Annotated in this window: 14 protein-coding genes and 2 pseudogenes; 10 read left to right on the top strand and 6 right to left on the bottom strand. The window is 45.8% G+C overall.

The features are described 5' to 3' along the window. Positions 1-93: 93 nt before the first annotated feature. Positions 94-435, bottom strand: coding sequence for a low temperature-induced protein (locus QUB61_RS17815; RefSeq protein WP_333130670.1), 342 nt, complete (start codon positions 433-435; stop codon positions 94-96). A gap of 466 nt (positions 436-901) precedes the next feature. Further along, positions 902-1672, bottom strand: coding sequence for an imidazole glycerol phosphate synthase subunit HisF (gene hisF / locus QUB61_RS17810; protein WP_333130668.1), 771 nt, complete (start codon positions 1670-1672; stop codon positions 902-904). 511 nt (positions 1673-2183) lie between these two features. On the opposite strand from hisF, the gene QUB61_RS17805 reads away from it, so the two are divergent. The 5 genes from QUB61_RS17805 to QUB61_RS17785 all read left to right on the top strand — a co-directional run bounded on the left by QUB61_RS17805 (position 2184) and on the right by QUB61_RS17785 (position 8409). Further along, positions 2184-3173: an adenylate/guanylate cyclase domain-containing protein gene (locus QUB61_RS17805; RefSeq protein WP_333130666.1), complete on the top strand. Its 990-nt coding sequence runs from the start codon at positions 2184-2186 to the stop codon at positions 3171-3173. A 548-nt stretch (positions 3174-3721) separates the two neighbouring features. After that, complete coding sequence (gene psbU / locus QUB61_RS17800) at positions 3722-4156, top strand: photosystem II complex extrinsic protein PsbU (RefSeq protein ID WP_333130664.1); 435 nt, start codon at positions 3722-3724, stop codon at positions 4154-4156. A 327-nt stretch (positions 4157-4483) separates the two neighbouring features. Next, positions 4484-6133 (top strand): L-aspartate oxidase, encoded by a 1650-nt coding sequence (gene nadB / locus QUB61_RS17795; protein ID WP_333130662.1) that lies wholly within the window; start codon positions 4484-4486, stop codon positions 6131-6133. 245 nt (positions 6134-6378) lie between these two features. Further along, a complete protein-coding gene (locus QUB61_RS17790) occupies positions 6379-7761 on the top strand; it encodes a transposase (RefSeq protein WP_333130660.1) in 1383 nt (460 codons plus the stop codon). 315 nt (positions 7762-8076) lie between these two features. Next, positions 8077-8409, top strand: a complete 333-nt coding sequence (locus tag QUB61_RS17785; protein ID WP_333130658.1) for a hypothetical protein — start codon at positions 8077-8079, stop codon at positions 8407-8409. A gap of 151 nt (positions 8410-8560) precedes the next feature. Here the strand turns inward: QUB61_RS17785 and QUB61_RS17780 are convergent, their stop codons facing one another. The 3 genes from QUB61_RS17780 to QUB61_RS17770 all read right to left on the bottom strand — a co-directional run bounded on the left by QUB61_RS17780 (position 8561) and on the right by QUB61_RS17770 (position 13346). Beyond that, positions 8561-8800: a hypothetical protein gene (locus QUB61_RS17780; RefSeq protein ID WP_333130656.1), complete on the bottom strand. Its 240-nt coding sequence runs from the start codon at positions 8798-8800 to the stop codon at positions 8561-8563. 708 nt (positions 8801-9508) lie between these two features. Beyond that, on the bottom strand, positions 9509-11644 hold the full coding sequence (locus tag QUB61_RS17775; protein ID WP_333130654.1) for a CHASE2 domain-containing protein: 2136 nt from the start codon (positions 11642-11644) through the stop codon (positions 9509-9511). Between the two features lie 778 nt (positions 11645-12422). Then, positions 12423-13346, bottom strand: coding sequence for a vitamin K epoxide reductase family protein (locus tag QUB61_RS17770; protein ID WP_333130652.1), 924 nt, complete (start codon positions 13344-13346; stop codon positions 12423-12425). Between QUB61_RS17770 and QUB61_RS17765 the strand changes: the two genes are divergently transcribed. Beyond that, positions 13328-13498, top strand: a complete 171-nt coding sequence (locus QUB61_RS17765; RefSeq protein ID WP_333130650.1) for a hypothetical protein — start codon at positions 13328-13330, stop codon at positions 13496-13498. The two genes, QUB61_RS17770 and QUB61_RS17765, sit on opposite strands and share 19 nt — an antisense overlap. Before the next feature lie 378 nt (positions 13499-13876). On the opposite strand, the gene btpA is transcribed toward QUB61_RS17765, so the two are convergent. Continuing rightward, positions 13877-14764, bottom strand: a complete 888-nt coding sequence (gene btpA, locus QUB61_RS17760; protein WP_333130648.1) for a photosystem I biogenesis protein BtpA — start codon at positions 14762-14764, stop codon at positions 13877-13879. Between the two features lie 387 nt (positions 14765-15151). Between btpA and QUB61_RS17755 the strand changes: the two genes are divergently transcribed. From QUB61_RS17755 to QUB61_RS17740, 4 genes and pseudogenes are all read left to right on the top strand, one after another. Further along, positions 15152-16342: a transposase gene (locus QUB61_RS17755; RefSeq protein WP_333130646.1), complete on the top strand. Its 1191-nt coding sequence runs from the start codon at positions 15152-15154 to the stop codon at positions 16340-16342. A 61-nt stretch (positions 16343-16403) separates the two neighbouring features. Next, a pseudogene (locus tag QUB61_RS17750) lies at positions 16404-17198 on the top strand (RNA-guided endonuclease InsQ/TnpB family protein); the annotation flags it as partial. Positions 17199-17314: 116 nt separating this feature from the next. Next, a pseudogene (locus QUB61_RS17745) lies at positions 17315-18504 on the top strand (RNA-guided endonuclease InsQ/TnpB family protein). A 60-nt stretch (positions 18505-18564) separates the two neighbouring features. Next, positions 18565-18861 carry a transposase gene (locus tag QUB61_RS17740; protein ID WP_333130644.1) on the top strand — a complete coding sequence of 99 codons (297 nt, stop codon included), beginning with the start codon at positions 18565-18567 and terminating at the stop codon, positions 18859-18861. The last annotated feature ends 265 nt before the right edge of the window (positions 18862-19126 follow it).

Raw genomic sequence — 19126 nt, 5'->3', positions numbered from 1 at the left:
TTAGATTGAATACGAAATTTAAAGGGACACGGCGCCGTGCCGTGTCCCTAACCTTTTATACTGACAACTGTCCCCTGACTACTGCGCGCTGAGTTAGTTTTTGATGTCGCTGACAGCTTTTTTGACTAGTTGCTCAAAGGATGTAGTGCTTGTGTTGGAAGGATTTTTCATTTTGTCAATGTCAGCGGCTCCCTGAACTTCGTTGGGTCCTTCGCTCGCTTTTTTTTGAGTTTCTTCCAAGGACATCGGTTTTTCCAGGGTAACTTTTTGAGATTCTGCTTCAATACCCAAAAGTTGGTCTTCGCCTTTGGTGGGGCTGCTGGTAATGGCAAAAGCCGGGAAAGCATTAGACACAAACATCAAGGCACAAAAACAAACAGCTATTAAAGTGCGAACTAAACGCTTGGCAGGGAAGTTAAAGCTGATAAAAGACATACACAATTTCTCCGTTTTTACAAGTTTTAATGACTGAAATTGTTGACAAGTTGAGATGTAATCAAGTCCAGCACAGTCTTTAGCTCAAGTCTGATAAAAGCAACTGATAATATTATTAGAAGTTGAACTCTTGAAAATTGAGCTAATATATTTTTAGCTGAAAAAGCTGGGCTTTGAAATCATTCTCAGGGAAGATTTTTATTTATGTCTTCCGCTAGTAGAATATTATTACGTCTTCCGCTAGTTGAAATTTAGACTTATTGCATAAATCTTCGATCGATCGGGAAACTGCAGATGCAACGCAGAGGCTTTTCAAGATAGGAGTGCGAATGCATACAATTCAAGTTAGCGAGAAATTATGCGTCCAAGACCGATCTGGAAAAAATGGTTTGACGCGCTAATTATAGCGTAAGGTGCGCGCGGCGCACCCTACAGATAGAAATTATGCGTCCAGGACTAAACTGAATTACTGCTGTCGCACGGGAACTTGACATTTTGCTAGATAAGTTTTAATTTCTCCTACACTGAGTTGACCGTAATGCAGCAGGGAAGCCAGCAGTGCAGCTTCTGCTTTGCCCTCAGTCACGGCTTGGTAGATGTGGTGACAGTTGCCGGCGCCGCCGGAAGCAATGACGGGAATTTCGACAATTTCGGCGATGCTTCGGGTTAATTCCAAATCGTAACCGGCTTGAGTGCCGTCCGAGTCCATGCTTGTCACCAGAATTTCGCCGGCGCCGCGCTGTTCGGCTTCCTTGGCCCAGGCGATGGCATCTTTGCCAGTATTTTCTCGCCCTCCGCGCACGTACAGGTCCCAACCAGGATTATCCGCATCTTGCCGTTTGCGGGCGTCGATCGCCACTACAATGCACTGATTACCAAATCGATCGCTCGCTTTGTCAATTAAACTCGGATCGCGGACTGCCGCCGAATTAATACTCACCTTATCAGCGCCTGCCCTCAATAAACTTTTAATCGTGTCTAAGGATTGGATACCGCCGCCCACCGTCAAAGGGATAAATACTCGATCGGCCGTTCGGTACACCACATCAATAATAATGTCCCGGTCTTCGTGAGTCGCGGTAATGTCCAGAAACACCAACTCATCGGCGCCCGCATCGTTGTAAACCTGAGCCATTTCTACCGGATCGCCAGCATCTTGAAGGTTGACAAAATTGACACCTTTGACCACGCGACCGGCTTTCACATCCAGACAAGGCAAAATTCTTTTCGACAACATAAAATTCTCGTGTTTCTAATTTATTGACCGCCGCAGCCAGTCCAAGGCTTTGTTGATATCTTCACAAACATGAAGTAAAGCCACAAATCTTAAAGATACCTTGTGTTTAACAATTCTCGGTCTGAGCCGGAGAGCCATTTTCGAGTTTTTTGGGGCCGCCTCAGCATAAATAAAAGTTGGCTCGCAGTGGAAGCCGTGAGATTACGTAGAATATAAGTAGATAGTTATATTTTTGGCAAGAAGCAGCAAATTTGACTCCCCAGATACATCTTTGGGGTGAAAAATATCACGCTTTCGCTTATGATCTAACAATAACCACCTTCGCTGGCGATAGAATTGTGGTTGGGCAATCCTGTATCGAGCCGGTGCATCGATCGACTAAACAATTTTAGATTTGAGAACGGCCGATTTGAGGTTTTTTAGCAGCAATCTCAGTTATAAGTGGCGCGGTAAAGTTAAAATTTAAAGTTTAAAACCTCAAACCGGTTGACTTGATGTAGTTTCTAGGGCTGTGGTGACTTTGCAAGCCAATCCACATTTGGTACTTCGTACAGAAAAAAGCGGCAATCGCTACTTGTCGCTCTCCGGCAGCAATTGCTGGACAGTAGGGCGGAGCGATGACAATAATTTTGTACTGAGTGATCGCTGGATTTCCCGTAATCACGCGATGTTACAGCAAATGGAGACAGGAGAGTTCTACTTGATCGACTTGGGCAGCCGCAACGGTTCCTTTGTCAACGGGCGGCGCGTCAGTATTCCTGTCACGCTCAGAAATGGCGATCGGATTATTTTCGGTCAAACCGAGTTGGACTTCTACAACCCAACCGCCGGCCACCGACACAATCCAATAAACGATACAGACTCTGAAGATTTTACGGCGACTTTGACGGTGCGCAGCCTGATTACCGTCATGGTAATGGACATCCGAGACTATACAATTTTGACTAGGCAACTAGACGAAACCATACTCTCAGAAGTCATCGGTAATTGGTTCCGCAAAGCAGGACAGATCATTCGCGAACACGGCAGTTGGGTGGACAAATACATCGGGGATGCCATCATGGCCGTCTGGTTCCACAAAACCAGCGGTGTCAGCAGCGAGGAAATGATGCGGATTTGCCAAGCTTTGAGCGAACTGCACAAGGCAACAGACGAACTCAGCAGCCGTTACCCCCTGCCTTTTCCTTTGCGAGTCGGCGCCGGCATCAATACCGGTTATGCAATGGTGGGAAATTCTGGCAGCAGCGACCGATCGGACTATACCGCCTTGGGTGATACTGTAAACGCAGCATTTCGCCTGGAATCTTGCACCAAGCAACTCGGCAAGGATATCGCTGTGGGAAAAACCACCTACGAATACCTCACCAAATTGGGTGCCCAGGGCGCTTTCGAGCAGCACACCGTTACTTTGAAGGGTTACGACCATCCCAGCGTCGCTTACGGCGGTACTTATGCTGACTTGAACGCTTTTCTCAAAAGGAAAGGAAAGAGTTCTCGATAGCTAGAAAATTGGGCGCGGGGCAAAAATTAACCCTTAAAATGGCAGTCCCAGTTTTTAATTAGCAGGGCCTTTGATAAACTTGCCTGCGATGCCTCAATTTCGAGAGTTATCATATCAATTCCGACCTCCGGGCCGGAATGATATCAAATCCGCGCCCAGAAAGTCGGGCGTAAAGTCGAATCAAGCTTGCCAACAAATAATTCGCGCAATTTTCATTTTTTTGACCCCTCCTTCTACAGTCAACACTCAACAGTCAACAGTCATTAGTCATTAGTCATCAGTCATTAGTCAACAGTCAACAGTCAACAGTCAACAAGCATTCCGGTGCAACCGGAAGCGGTACAGTCATCAGTCAACAGTCATCAGTCAACAGTCAACAAGCATTCCGGTGCAACCGGAAGCGGTATCATATATCGTCCGTGGTGTCAATAGCTAAATGTAAATTTTCTAACAGCCCTCTACCTGTTGCGGATTTATCTGAAAAACTGCATAAGCAAAATGGTAGTCTCTACATAAATGCTGTGTATGAAATTGGGAGACAAAACTTCATGAAACGATTGGGTCGTCTATTGGCAGTATTGGGCTTAGTGCTGGGCTGCTTTGCATGGGCTGGAGACCAAAGCGCGATCGCGGCGACCTTGAGCCGTATCGTCTTGCCATCATCCTCGCTCCTGGCTGTTGAAGCTCCGGTTAGAACCAATCGCGCCGATGAGAAGCTTGCCACAGAATACGGCAAAAAACTTGATTTGAACAACAGCGCCGTCCGGGACTTTCGGGAATTTCGAGGGTTGTATCCCACTTTAGCTCGAGTAATTATTAAGAATGCTCCTTACGAAAAAGTTGAGGACGTACTCAACATTTCAGACTTGACGGAAGCTCAGAAAAAAGTGCTGCAAGCTAACCTGGACAAATTCACTGTAACTGATCCTGAATCAGTCTTTCTTGAAGGAGACACCAGGTTGAATAATGGTCTCTACGACTAGGTAGCAGCCGGCCTCATTTGAAGGCAGAAGTCATTGGGCAGAAGGCAAACGGCCGAAAGAAAAGATTTTTTTTCTCTTAGGCTGATGACTTCTGCCTTTAATTTATCAAGACTTACTTTCAACCACCATTCGGCAAAAGCCGGCAAAAATTCCCTAGATAGATTGAAATAAGCGGGTTCCCCAGATTCCTCTGCAGACTCAATTCTTTAATCTAAAATCTAAAATATAAGCTCGATCGACTGACATTAATTCAACTCCCCAGATTCATCTGTGGAGTCAATTCTAAAATGTAAAATCAAAAATCAAAAATCGACTGGCGGCAGACTTATGACTGACAAATTTGACGTATTGGTAATAGGTGCTGGCGCGGCGGGTTTGTACACAGCACTTTGCCTGCCAGAGCATTTGCACGTGGGCTTGATCAATAAAAATACCCTGCCTGTTTCTGCTAGTGATTGGGCTCAAGGAGGGATTGCTGCGGCGATCGCCCCTGAAGATTCCGCAGCGCTGCACGTTCAGGATACACTGGCTGCAGGAGCCGGTCTTTGCGATTTAGAGGCGGTGAAATTTTTAGTCGAGGAAGCTGGTGCTTGCATTGACTCCCTCGTGAAAATGGGCGTTGCATTCGATCGCACCGGCCCAGATTTAGCCCTCACCCTAGAAGCCGCCCACTCCCGCCGCCGAGTTCTCCACGCCGCCGACACTACGGGCAAAGCCGTTATCAGTACGCTGACAGCAAAAGTATTGAGCCGCAAAAACATTCAACTCGTATCCCCTGCCTTTGCTTTGAGTCTGTGGCTAGACGACGAAACCGGGCGCTGTCAGGGGATTAGCTCGATTTGCGGCTCACAAGTCAAGTGGCTGCAGGCCCAAGCCGTGGTGCTGGCGACAGGCGGTGGGGGACAGGTTTTTGCTCAAACGACCAATCCGTCGGTAAGTACCGGGGACGGGGTAGCAATTGCTTGGCGCGCCGGGGCGCTGCTGCGAGATTTAGAATTTGTGCAGTTTCACCCGACGGCACTCAGCAAAGTGGGCGCGCCTCGGTTTCTCATTAGCGAAGCGGTGCGGGGAGAAGGAGCTCATTTGGTTGACAGTAAGGGATATCGCTTTGCTTTTGACTCTCACCCCAGCGGGGAACTCGCCCCTCGGGATGTTGTCAGCCGCGCAATTTTCCGCCACTTGCAGAAGACGGGGGAACCTCATGTTTGGCTGGATTTGCGCCCGATTGCGGTCGATCGACTGCGCTACAGGTTTCCGAATATTATTCAAGTGTGCGCTGACTGGGGAATTGATATTTTTTCCGAACCGGTGCCCGTGACGCCCGCGGCCCATTACTGGATGGGAGGGATTGTGGCTGACAAGTTCAACCAAACATCCATTCCGGGTTTGTACGCGGTGGGAGAAACTGCGAGCACGGGGGTACACGGGGCTAATCGGTTGGCGAGCAATTCGCTGCTGGAATGTCTGGTTTTTGGGGCGCAGATGGGACTTTTGCAGCTAGAAGGTGGAAAGCCCAAAACACTCACAGATGAGTTAGATGCCGGGGAAATCTTGGAAAAATCGATTTGTCTTCATGACATTGAGGCGATCGAAAAGTTGCGGGTAGAATTGCCGAATTTGGTGTGGCAGAGTGCGGGAATTTGCAGGGGCCAGCGGGATTTGGAAAGTGCGATCGTCCAAGTTGAGATTTGGCGGCAAGAATTTGCCTCTTTGCCTTTGAGTCAAACTTTGCTGAAGTTGCGGCCTGGAAAAATCCTTGATTTCTCACTTGCGGATGAGGAAACCAGCCGGCTATTGCGAAATTGGGGAGAAGTTGGCAATTTATTAGATATCGGCTATTTAATTCTCAAAAGTGCGGCTTTCCGGACTGAAAGTCGAGGCGGACATTACCGACTTGACTATCCCCTCACCGATCCGGGTTGGTGCAGTCACACTTTAATCCAGAACACCAATTGGTACAAAGAAAGCGTTAGCTAGTCAGACGGGAATCCCCACACTATATCGCTTCGATTAGTGTGGGACCAGAGGCGCGTGAATCGAGGATTCCACATTTTCATGTCCTCGCCAGCATAGCGGGCGAGCAATGAAGGTGTGGATGACGAGATGAACAAATCTTTATTTGCCAACATCGTTACTTGACATAATTATTAAATTACTGCTTGACACAATATAGTTTTTTCTGGTATTTTTATTCTCAGCAAATGCGTAAAGGTCGTAGCGCAATGAAAGTAACATATCAGTATCAGTTCTATCCCAACACCATTCAAAAGTTAAGCCTAAATCATTGGTTGAGAATTTGTCGCTATTGGTACAACAGGCAGCTAGGCGATCGATTTGATTGGTGGGAGAGTAACCGGACTGCTATAAATGCTTGCCCATTAGTTGCTAGCATCTCTACGCCTCGTGAAAAGCCTAACTACTATTCCCAAAAACAACAATTACCAGTCATCAAAAAAGACCTAGTAAAAGTCTTCCACAGTGGCGAGCTATTGGACTTCAAGCAGGTAGATTCAACTATTCTGCAAGATGTTTCTAAGCGAGTAGATAAAGCCTTTGAGCGGTTTATCGTAGGGGACAGTAAAGGCGGGCGATCGGGTAAGCCCCGATTCAAGACTGAAGCGGATTACCGGACGATGACTTTTTCTACGGCTAATAACGACTGGATTAAGCTGGTTCGCAAGAATTGGTTTTATATCCGATTGCCGAAGTTGGGTGTCATAAAAGTTCGGATGCACCGCAGGGTCCCCGATGGATTCACTATTAAGCAAATTAGTGTAACTAGAAAGGCTGACGGTTGGTTCATCCAGATAATGCTTGAAGACGCTTCAGTACCCCAGTTTATTCCTGATAAAGTTACCCCAAACTGGGATAACTCAATTGGGTTGGATGCGGTGCTACATGAAGATGTCTATTTAGCAACATCGTCAGGGGAAAAGCTACCTTCGTTGAAACCGCTTCGCAAAAACCAAGCTAAGTTAGACCAGATATCAAGGAAGCGGAACAAACGGAAGCGCGGTTCTAAAGCCCGACGGAAGTTAGCCAAAAAAGAAGCGAGACAGCACCAAAAAATAGCGCGTTGTCGCCAAGATTTCCACTACAAAACAGCTCACAGACTTGTCAGGTATGGAGCTAAATTCTTTTTTCATGAGGACTTAAACTTAAAAGGCTTAACGAAACGGAATAAAGTTAAGCAAGATAATGAGGGTACTTACCTTCCAAACGGTCAATCAGCTAAATCAGGACTAAATAAGTCTTGGCTGGATGCTGCGTTCGGTCAGTTTTTTAAGACGCTGGAATACATAGCCGAAAAAGCTGGATCAGTCGTCGTTCCGCAAAAACCTGCTTATACTTCAATGGTTCTGTGCTATCGGAATGAAATTGTTTTCACCGATTGCGGTATGCGAAGCTATTGGGATGAGCAACATTCTTTAATGGTCGATCGCGATGTTAACGCCGCGATTAATTTAAAGAGACTTGGGTTGGGCATTTTCCCAAGGAGAAAACGCCGTAGCGGGAATCTTTCTATAGTAGGAACTATAGATGATAGTACCGCGAAGGAAATTTTGCACACCCTTCATCGGGCTGCAAAGATGCCCACGTCATAGCTGTACTCAGCTTGACGTGGGAGTATGTCACTGATTAAACTATGGCGGTAGTAACGCATCGATTCATCTGAAAATTGGGTAGAAACCCGGTGCTTGTAGGACAGCTTTATATTGTGCTAGACTCGGATGAGTATTTAGATAGATGCAATGCAGACAAGATCTGTAAAAAGTAAGCTCCAAGTCGCTGTAGAGTTGCGGAACGAAATTGACCGCACTTTGCTGTAATTAGAAACGGCTTGCCATCAGATATATTCCGTTGCAAAACGTGAGAAGTGCTGGAATACAACCCAGCTTCACCACAAGGTTTATAAGCCAGTGCGCGAAGCTACGGGGTTGAAGGCAAACCATGTCTGTCAAGCAATTGGTCCTGTAATTGGTAATGCCGCATCTGTTAAGCAAGTCCACAAATTTAGACCGACATCTATTAATTTGGATGTTAGGACTTGTCAATATATTGAGGATTTGCCAACAGTTGGCATTACTTTGATGTGTGGTCGAGTTAAGTCCAAATTGAGTATTGGCAATTATCAATTGGCTTTGCTTAAAGGGCAAGCTCCAACGGCTGCTACTCTCAATAAAACTAAACCGGGTGACTACTACATCAATGTTTGTGTTAAAAGCCCACCAACCCAACTGGTCAAAGACTAAAAGTAGTTAGGGTTGATTTGCGTAGAAGAGATATTGCTACCACTTCTACTGGTAAGTCGTGGAGTGGCAAGCATATCCAATCCATTCGTGACCGATATAGCTTCGTCAGAGCTAATGTTCAATCCAAACGTACTCGGTCTAGTCATTGGGTTCAGCGCGTTCCCGTACCGTCACTTTTGGGATTCCCGTTCGGGTCTGGTTCGTATTGTTTGGGGTAATTTGGAAACCTAGAGGTTTGTGCAAGTGTCCAAACCGTGGAGGTCGATCTATCTTTTGTTAAGTTCGTGGTTGAGTTGCTGGCAAGTTGAGTCGCATTTGCGGTGCCAACTGTATTCAGTTGCAGGCAGACCGCCAGAGTTGCCGTTGTTGTGAGCTGAATCAAAGTACGCATAGTATTCACATCCTTATTCAAATCACTGACCTAGATGCACGTTTGTAGCACCTATTATATCTATCAATTTGCGTATTTCCACTGGTATCTTTACATTTTCTTTAATTAACTTTCGTAAGTTTACGTCAACTATTTTAATTAAAGGCTTTTTGGCGATTTTAATTTGGTTTCCCGTGTCAAGTTGGGATTTTTGTAATATTCTGTAACATTTAGCAATACTTCGGACAGTTTTTGATTGCCCACCGTAAAATAACGGTTTCAGGGCGATTGGACAATCAAGCTGCTAACCGAAAATCAAGGGTTTCAGACTACGACATAAAAATAGTCCGGACTATTGATTTAGATGAGACGGCAATTTCCTCTCATAAGTTTTATATTTTTGTAAGTCTATCTAATGACAGATGACTGATTATACCATATAGAAATGTTACAGTCTAATACTTCCGACCTTTTTTTGAACGGTTTCAAAAAGCTTACAGGGCTTACGGTTTCAAAATCGAGGTATGTTTTCTTTCGTTAGCTGCACGTGGGGCGCCTGCCAATAATATCGCCCCCACGGCCTTCTTAGGGTTTGAGGTCTAAAACTTGCTCAAATTTTGTCCGAAGTTTTGACCTTTTAAATTAAACAATTGAATAGTTGGGAATGACTTATGAAGCTCGTGGTTGGGATTTGACCTACAGTTTGTTTATTTTTTTAACTGGTATTAATTAATAAAAGTGATATTGATTTTTCCCGCGTTCCTTAGCACGATACATCGCAGCATCGGCCTTCTTGACTAAAATCTCTGGAGCTTGAGCGTCAATGGGATATAAACTAATGCCAATACTTGTAGTTACAGAAACTGTACGTTCTTCTAAAATAAAAGGCTGGAGGATAGCGTCGCAAATTTTTTCAGCTACTTTCGCAGCTTCCTCGGGACCTGGAATTGCGGGCAAAATGACTGTGAACTCGTCGCCACCCAACCGCGAGATTGTATCGCTGCCGCGCAAACATTTTTTGAGCCGCCTGGCAACTGTTTTTAAGAGCAAATCGCCCACATTGTGTCCGAGAGTGTCGTTGATTAACTTAAATCCATCTAAATCTAAAAACAGTAAAGCTACCAATTCCTGATTCCTGGAGGCTTTTTCTAGAGACTGATGCAAACATTCGTAAAACCTTTTGCGGTTGGGCAAACCGGTGAGAGCATCGTGATCGGCTTGGTGGCTGAGTTCAGCATTTTTTTGTTCTAGGGCTTTTGCCCGGAGTTGGCGCTCAGTAATATCTCTGATTGCTCCGACTAAAAATAGGTTGCCTGCAGCATCTTTATGCAGGGATCTTTTAGTCGCAATCAGATGCGTAATTCCGTGAGCGTCGGTAAAATATTCTTCATTTTCTCGCGGCTGGTGAGTTTGCAAGACTAATTCGTCATGCTGCCAAAATATATCGGCTTCGCCTTGGGAAAATAAATCGTAATCTGTGTGGCCGATCAAATTTTCTAAAGGATAGCCGATAAACCGACAATATGCCTGATTCAAAACAACCCAGCGGTGATTTCGATCTTTGACAAAAATCGGGTCGGGAATTGTATCGATTAGTGATTGTAAAAATTCTTTAGACCGTTTTAATTCTTCTTGTAAATGAGCCAGATAACCCACAACTGCGCAGCCAGAACCTAAAAGACTGAGGATTGCAGGAATTAACGGCAGCCACCAACCGGCTAAAAAAGCTAAGTATAAACTGCCACTGAGACCGAGACAGATACTTGACAAACAGCAAGCCGATCGACCCAGCGATCGGAAATTCCAACTTACACTTGCTCCCGCCCAAGACCAGAGTAAAATCCACAGCAACTCCGCAGCCTCTGGCCAGACATTGATACCCCCGCGCCCATCGAGGGCAGCACTTAAAATTTGGCTCAACAAATGAGCCTGAAGCTCGACTCCCGGTATTTGCTGGGGAGGAGCAAACCAACCCGAGCTGTAAGAATTTTGGTAAAAGTCTTTGAGGCTGGGGGCATTTGAGCCGATCAAGACAGCGCGCGACCGCACAAAATCAGCGGGTACTTTGCCAGAAAGCACGTCGCTCATCGATGCAGTGCGGAAACTGCCTCGCGGGCCGCGCAGGTTGGTCAAAATTTGATAGCCGCGGCTGTCGGCTCGAACGTAAGCACCGTCATGCGGTTGAAAAGGCCGAAAAACCCCCTTGCCTAACTGCAAGTATTTAGGATTGGCTTTTGCTGATTGAGGGGAAATTCCTTCGCTTGCGAGGTAACGCAAAGCCAGTTTCAGCGCGAAACTTTTATGAGTTTTGCCGTCTCCTGGCCAAGCGTAGAGCAAAGTTCGGCGCACTTTTGAGTCAGCATCGATGACAACGTTGTTGAAACCGATTCGATCGAGCTTGTCAAGTACCGGAGGCGGCCGAACTCCGAACCTGGTTTCGTCTGGCATCAACTCAATGCCGATTAAGTTGGGAATAGTTTTAAACGTTTTGAGCAATTCGGCGTTACCCGGTTGAGTTGGCAAATCTCGGTAAACGTCGAGGCCGATCGCCCGCGGCTTGCCAGCGTGCAATTTTTGCAGCAATTGGGCCAATACAGCATCCGAAATTGGGTAGCCGTATTTTTGCAAGTCAGCTTCATTAATTTCTACAATGACGATGCGCGAGTCAATTGGTTCGGCCGGCCGCCAGCGCACAAACTGGTCGAAAGCAGCCCATTCCCACACCTGAAAACATCCGAACCAGCGCATTATAATGACCGTACCGGCAACTGCACTCGCAGTAATCAATACTCGGCGTTCTCGATCCAGCCATTTTTTGATAGTTTCTAGCATATTTTTGAGATTTTTGCCCCGCCCTTTAAGCATCTAAGCTACTACTACATATAGCTTTTACATCTCCGGGGCGATCGGCTCAGTCGATTTTAGATTTTAGATTTTAGATTTTAGATTTTCCAATTTTTTGATTTTTCGGTGCGGGCGAGTCGATCGATTTTAGATTTTAGATTTTAGATTTTAGATTTTCCAATTTTTTGATTTTTTGATTTTTCGGTGCGGGCGAGTCGATTTTTTATTTTTTATTTTTTGATTTTTCGGTGCGATCGGGCGGCAACAGCAGAAACCGGGTTTCTCAACCAAAATATATCATTTCAACAATGAGTCTGGAAGCAGAAATCCGGTTTCTTGAGTTTTTGTGTATAGCAGATGTTGAAGGAAGAAGGAAGAAGGAAGGCCCAAGTTGCTATTGACCGCAATGGTTTCAGCAATTAAGAACCTTCTCAAAGTCGGGCGCGGTTGCTATAGAGGTTGTTGGGTAGATGAGGTACACAATCAAACTTAAAAACTTGCGCCACAATGGTTTCTGCGTATTAGATTTTTGTCTTCGTCGCTATCTATAGCGGTTCTCAAAAAAATGAGGTATGCCCGTGGGCCCGTGGGCCCGTGGGCCCGTGGGCCCGTCAGCCGGATAGTACCTCATATGAGAGCTCGAAAGGCTATACCTAGTTTTTACTAAGTGTTTATTGATTATAGATGCTAGATTTTAGATTAATTTCGCAGCCAGAGACAACTATCAACTAAGTTAAAAATCAGGATGTTTCCTGGCAATAAACCTAAAATCTGCTATCTATAATCTCAAACTTTTCTATCAGTTTTGAAAGTTTCGAGGGCCGGTGTAACCCGATAAGTCCGCGAGTTTCTCCAAAGATTGCGTCCCGGAATAAAACTGACCTTTAATCTCCCAAGTCGGGAAACCTTTAATATTCGCACCAGCAGCTTGGCAAATTTCAGCGCGGGAATTTTGCCCCCTAGGATCGCATTCAACGTAATCGATCAGGGCAGCAGCTTCTTTGCCGAACAGCATTTTTTGGTCGTGGCAGTGGGGACACCAGTAAGCGCCGTACTCTTTAGCGCCGATTTCTCGGAGGTGGCGGACCAAAGCAAGTTGTGCTGGGCCGGAGGTTGTAGTGACGGCAGGGGCTAGAATTCCGGGGGTAGAGACAGAAGCAGCAGGTGAGCGGACGCTGTTATAAAGTCCCAAGGCGCCGATCGAACTCACCATTGCCACCAAAATGCCTGTAAACAGCAACTGTCCGATATCTTCCCACTCGCGCCCGACTAGCACCAGCACAAACAGCGACAGTGAAAATACGGCGGAACTGATGCAATAAATGCACAGTTCCTTAATTTCAAAAGCCATCAAATACATCAAATAGCTGCTGAAAATTACCATCGCAGCGGTGATGATAAATAGCGCTTGCCAAGTTTTGTTTTCTAGTTGAGAGTGCAGTCCTTTATTGGTGTTGGGACTGACGGCTTTGGGAGCCAATGCCAGGATTGCTATGCTCAGGTAAGCCAGACAGCCTAACAAACTTAAAGGCACTGTGCCAAAGACTGTAGCGTAGGGACTGTTGAGAACTTTGTCGCAGCCGCTGGTGGGACAAATGACCGAGCCTGTCGTGAATTTAGCGATCGTGAGATAGGCCGTTTCTACGACGCCGAGGGCTGCGATCGCTCCCATCACAGTTCTAGACCAGCGATGAATCCAAGGGGTTGAACGTCGGCGAATCATTTTTTGATTTGGTAATTGGTAATTGGGACGTTGAAAGAAGAAGGCAGAAAGGCAACGAGCAATCTACGGGATTTAACGGATTTAACGGATGGATGTTGAGGGAAGAAGTCAAAAGTCAGAAGTCCGAAGTCAGAGCAAAAAAACAGCTATAACCTTTCGAGCTCTCATATGAGGTACTCATGGGCATAGGCCTCCGTGGCCTCCGTGGCCTCCGTGGGCATAGGGCATACCTCACTTTTTTGAGAACCGCTATATCCGTGTATCCGTGACTTCCGGACCGTGAATCAAGGGAATTGGGAATTGGGAATTGATAATTGGGAATTGATAATTGGGAATTGATAATTGGGAATTGATAATTGGGAATTGATAATTGGGAATTGGTGATTGATAGTTGGTGATTGGTGATTAGGAATTTGTGCTTTTTTTCACTGTTAGCTCTTCGTTTTAAGCTATTACCGATTACCCGTTACCGATTACCCATTACCGATTACCCATTACCGATTACTCATTACCCATTACCCCTTCCCATTTTACGTTTTACTTGTGACTTTGCCCGGTTCCGGTGTTGGCCCTCTTGAGCCATTAGCGTCTCTGTTTTCCTGTTCGCGCTCTTTCTGTGACAAGCTGCGGCGGGCGGCTTCTACAAACTGACTGACGCGGATCGGATCTATCGGCTGCTCGATACGGCCGTTTCGCTTCAGGGAACTCGATACAATTACGCCGTCAGCGGCCTGCATGAGGGTGGAAATGTTTTCCCACGAGGCGCCGCTACCGATGAAAACTGGAATTCCTGCCGCTGCTGCACTCGCGAGTTCTAAGTCTTCGAGATTGGGAGGGCTGCCAGTTGTCCAACCCGAGAGGATCACGGCGTCAGCTAAAGCGCGCCCGATCGTCTCAGAGACGGCTGTGGTCAAGTTGGGGCTGCCTAAGGGTCGCCCGTGCTTGACTAACACGTCTGCTAATATTTTGACATCGCTGCCCAATTCCCGGCGGTAGCGCAGTAGCTGGTGAGCTTGGCCTTCAATTAAGCCTTGGTCTGTAGCCATGATGCCGTTGAGGACGTTGACGCGGATGAATTGAGCACCCGTACAGGAGGCGATGGCGATCGCGCTGTGGGCGTCGTTTCGCAGCACGTTAATGCCGATCGGCAGCGTCACGAGATTAGTTAGCCTCTCGACTACCAGAGTCATGGCACTTACCACGGCCGGATCTACGCTGTCTTTGGCAAAAGGAGCGTCGAAAAAGTTCTCGACTATGATACCGTTTGCGCCACCAGAAGCCAGCGCTGTAGCCTCTTGCTCGGCTCTTCCGATAATAGCTTTGAGGTTTCCGCCCCAGCGGGGAGAAGTTGGCAAAGGCTGTAAATGTACGACACCGATTATGGGATTCGGCGTTTTGAATATTTGTTTTAAGTCCACGGATTTTCCTGAAACCACCAAGTTCACTGACTGCTGACGGCGGATGAGTCACGGTATATTCTAGAATTCTATAGCAAATATGCTGAGAACCCCGTGTCTTTAGACCGCGGATGAAAGCTAGAGGCAGGCTTTAGCCTGCAATTTACCTTCCATTGCTTTGCTTGTGGTTAACTCTACAAAATGCTACTCTATTTTGTAGAGCCAGGGAAAACGAGCAATGTTAAACCTTAGTTACCGGAAATTTGGGTAACAGCCCCGTCCTTATAGGACGGCTTTAATTCTTTAAGTCTGTCTGAAAATTTTTTGCTTTTAGTCTCCGAGTGTAAAGATTCTTTGAGTAATTTATTTTATAGCCATAGCTATCTATAAAAATGATATGATACTTCCATGATTGTACTAGAGCTCAAGTTAAAAGGTAAACCACAGCAATACCGGGTCATAGACGAAATGATCCGGACAGCTCAATTTGTCAGAAACAAAGCTCTCAGATACTGGATCGACAATCAAGGAGCTAAGCTGTCTGACCTCTACAAACAATGTGCCCTCATGGCAAAAGAGTTTGAATGGGCGGGCAAACTTAACTCGATGGCGCGTCAAGCGATGGCCCAACGCGCCATTTTTGCTATCCAACGTTTTTTTTCTAATTGCTTTCGCCAAGAAGCCAGGGAAGAAGGGATATCCACAATTCAAAAAGCACACTCGCTCCTCCCCGAGTACAAGACTTCAGGCTGGAAGCTTTCTAGCGACAAAAGATGTCTAACATTCACGGACGGTTTTGCTGCTGGAACTTTTAGGTTGGTCGGTAGTAGAGATTTGCACTTCTATGCACCTGATGAAATCAAACGAGTTAGAGCAATTCGTCGTGCTGACGGCTACTACGCTCAGTTTTGCATTAATGTGGAACGGGTAGAGGAATCTATTCCCACTGGTATTGGTGTTGGAATAGATGTAGGATTGAATCATTTTTACACTAATAGTAGCGGTGAGACGGTTCCCAACCCTCGCTATCTTCGCAAAAATGAAAAAGCTTTGAAGCGATTGCAGAGACGAGTTTCTCGGAAAAATAAAGGTTCTAGCAATCGTAAAAAAGCTCTTAACAAGTTAAGCAGAAAACACTTGAAAGTCAGTAGGCAGCGCAAAGACTTCGCCATTAAGACGACGCCCGGCGTGGTAAAATCTAGCGATTTTGTAGCCTACGAAGATCTCGAAGTGAGGAACATGGTAAAGAACCATAAGCTTGCCAAGTCAATTAGTGATGCAGCTTGGGGTCAGTTTTCTCAATGGCTACAATACTTTGGAAAAGTGTACGGAAAAACAGTAATTGCTGTTGCCCCTCAATACACTTCCCAAGATTGTTCGGATTGTGGTAATACTGTCAAAAAATCGCTGTCAGTCCGAACTCATATTTGCGGTTGCGGTGCGGTATTAGACCGCGATAATAACGCCGCTCGCAACATTCTGGCGAAAGGCTTGAGGCAAGCAGGAATCACTTTAAATTCAAATACGGTGGGGCACACCGAAATTAACGCTTGGGGACAGAACGACCTCTACTCGTTGGTGGTGACAAAACAGAGATAAGTTCGACTGATTGAACCAAGAATCCCCACGCCTTTAGGCTGGGGAGTGTCAAGAGTACAAATTGAAGCTAACCGCAGAGCAAGCTCAAGAAATTGAGCGGGTTCTAACGGTTTGTCGCAAGGTTTGGAACTACGCTTTGCGGGAACGCAAGGACTGGATCAACTCTCGTAAATGTGCGGTCAATGCTTGCTCGATTTCTAAGGAATACATCATTCCGCTTGATGCAGCTTACCCAAATTATTTCCAGCAAAGCAAATCATTGACAGAAGCAAAAGAGCAAATCCCAGAACTAAAAACTGTGAACGCTCAAGTACTCCAACAAATCTTAAGACGACTGGAGACAGCTTTTGTGGATATGCAACGCAAAGGAATGGGTTTCCCAAGGTTTAAAAACCAGTATCGGATGAGGTCGTTTGTATTCCCGCAAATGCTTAAAAATTGCATCCAAGGGAATTCAATTAAGCTTCCCCAACTGGGTCAAGTGGAGCTCATTAAGTCTAGGGAGATACCAGACGGGTTTGTAATTAAGCAAGCTCGGATAGTTCGCAAGGCTTCAGGGTATTTTGTCGTGATGTCACTGAGGTGTGATGTTAACGTGCCCGACCCTGTAGCATCGGGAAATCCAATAGGGATCGATCTTGGTTTGGATCAATTCTTGGCAACATCTGATGGTGAATTAGTTAAACGTCCCAAGTTTTTGAAGACCAAACATCGCAAGCTGAAATTGCTGCAACGTCGGTTAAAGAACAAGAAAAAAGGGTCTAACAACCGCCACAAGCTAAACAGAAAGATAGCTAGACATCATCAGCATATTGCCGACACCCGCAAAGATTGGCATTTTAAGCAAGCTAATCATCAAAAAAAGGGGTCTGAAACCCCGTCCTTTTAGGACGGCTTTACATGAATCTTTGTTAAGGTAGACCATTTCACACAAGACGTGCTAGTATGTGAAATAGCGTACTTAAGGTCAGCATGACACTAAAAGCCTTCAGCTATAGATTCTACCCAACGCCGGAACAAGAAAGTTTGTTGCGACGTACTTTGGGTTGTGCTCGTCTGGTCTATAACCGTGCTTTAGCAGTAAGAACTGAAGCTTGGTACAAAGAACAGAAACGGGTAGGGTATGCTGAGACTTCTTCAATGTTAACCGAAGGTCAGAAAACCGAAGAACTAGATTTTCTCAACAAAGTTAGCTGTGTGCCATTGCAACAATGCTTGAGACATTTACAAACAGCTTATACCAATTTTTTTGATGGGCGGGCAAAATATCCTAACTTCAAAAAGAAACGAAATGGTGGTAGTGCAGAATTTACTCTCGTCAGCATTCAAGTTCAAAGATGGACAAGTCTACCTAGCAAAAAGCACACAAGCGTTACCGATTCGCTGGAGCCGGACACTACCTGATGGTGCAACACCATCAACCTTAAGCGTAAAGCTTGCACCATCAGGTAGGTGGTCAGTTTCTCTGCTGGTAGATGTTGAAATTGAAGCATTGCCCAAAACAGATAATCAAGTCGGTATCGACCTGGGAGTTACAAGCTTGCTCACTCTAAGCACGGGCGAAAAAATTGCCAATCCCAAAGGATTCAAGGCAAAGTATCGCAAGCTTAGAAAAGCGCAAAAATCTTTAAGTCGCAAGCAAAAAGGGTCAAACAACCGTCACAAAGTACGGCTTAAAGTAGCGAAAGTGCATCAAAAAATCACTGATGCAAGGAAAGATAATCTTCACAAGTTAACAACGCGGTTGGTGCGTGAAAACTTGCGCCATCACCGTAGAAGACTTAGCTGTGAAGAACATGATTAAAAATCCCCAACTTGCCCTTGCCATAAGTGACGCAAGTTGGGGCGAATTAGTCAGACAACTTGACTACAAGTGCGATTGGTACGGTCGTACTTTAATTAAGATTGACCGATGGTTTCCGAGTTCAAAACGGTGTGGCAATTGCGGACACATCGTTGACAAGATGCCGTTGAATATCCGGGAATGGGATTGTCCTAATTGCGGGATGCACCATGACCGAGATATCAACGCAGCAAAAAATATTTTGGCGGCAGGGCTTGCCGTATCAGTCTGTGGAGCAACCGTAAGACCTGAACAGAGTAAATCTGTTAAGGCTGGTGCGAAATCCCCTAGGGGACAGAAGCAGAAACCTAAGTCGTGAGTCTTAGGAATCCCCGTGCGTTTACGCCGGGGTGGATGTCAAATTTGTGACCGGGCCCGAATGGTATTCGTCGAAGATATCGATTTCAGGGTTTGGGCTAAAGGGATGTTTTGCAAGCATACGCTAGATGCTGGGTTTGCCCAATTCGTGTCAATACTGCAATGGGTTTGCTGGAAACGAGGCGTATATTTTGGCAAGGTGAATAAAGATTACACCTCGCAGGTATGCCCTCAATGCGATACGCACACAGGTAAAAAGGAGCTTAAAGAAAGACTCTACCAATGCCCTGAGTGTGGTTACACGACGCATAGAGACGTAGCAGCAGCTCAAGTTATCCGCTTTTCAAGGATTGTCTGAGGAGGGACGCTTCTTGGACATTAAAGAAAATGCTTGTGGAGACGGTCTGACGGGGACTGGCAACGGTCTAGTTAAGAGTCGCGGAAGCAAGAAGAAGAAAGCTTGAGGGTGTGGCCCCGGCCCACCCTCAAGCAGCCTTTAAGCCCACATTCCGCAGATGTGATTATCTTACTGGTATTTTTCAAAAATCAAAGCCATAAAGCTTTTTTTAGTCTAACTATTTTAACTTTAATTTCTATTTTTTATGAAAATTAGTAGACAATAT

The organism is Microcoleus sp. C2D2, assembly GCF_036702495.1.
Taxonomy (GTDB): Bacteria; Cyanobacteriota; Cyanobacteriia; order Cyanobacteriales; family Microcoleaceae; genus Microcoleus.
Note: the sequence above shows the minus strand (reverse complement) of the source record. Positions and strands in the feature narration are given on the sequence as shown.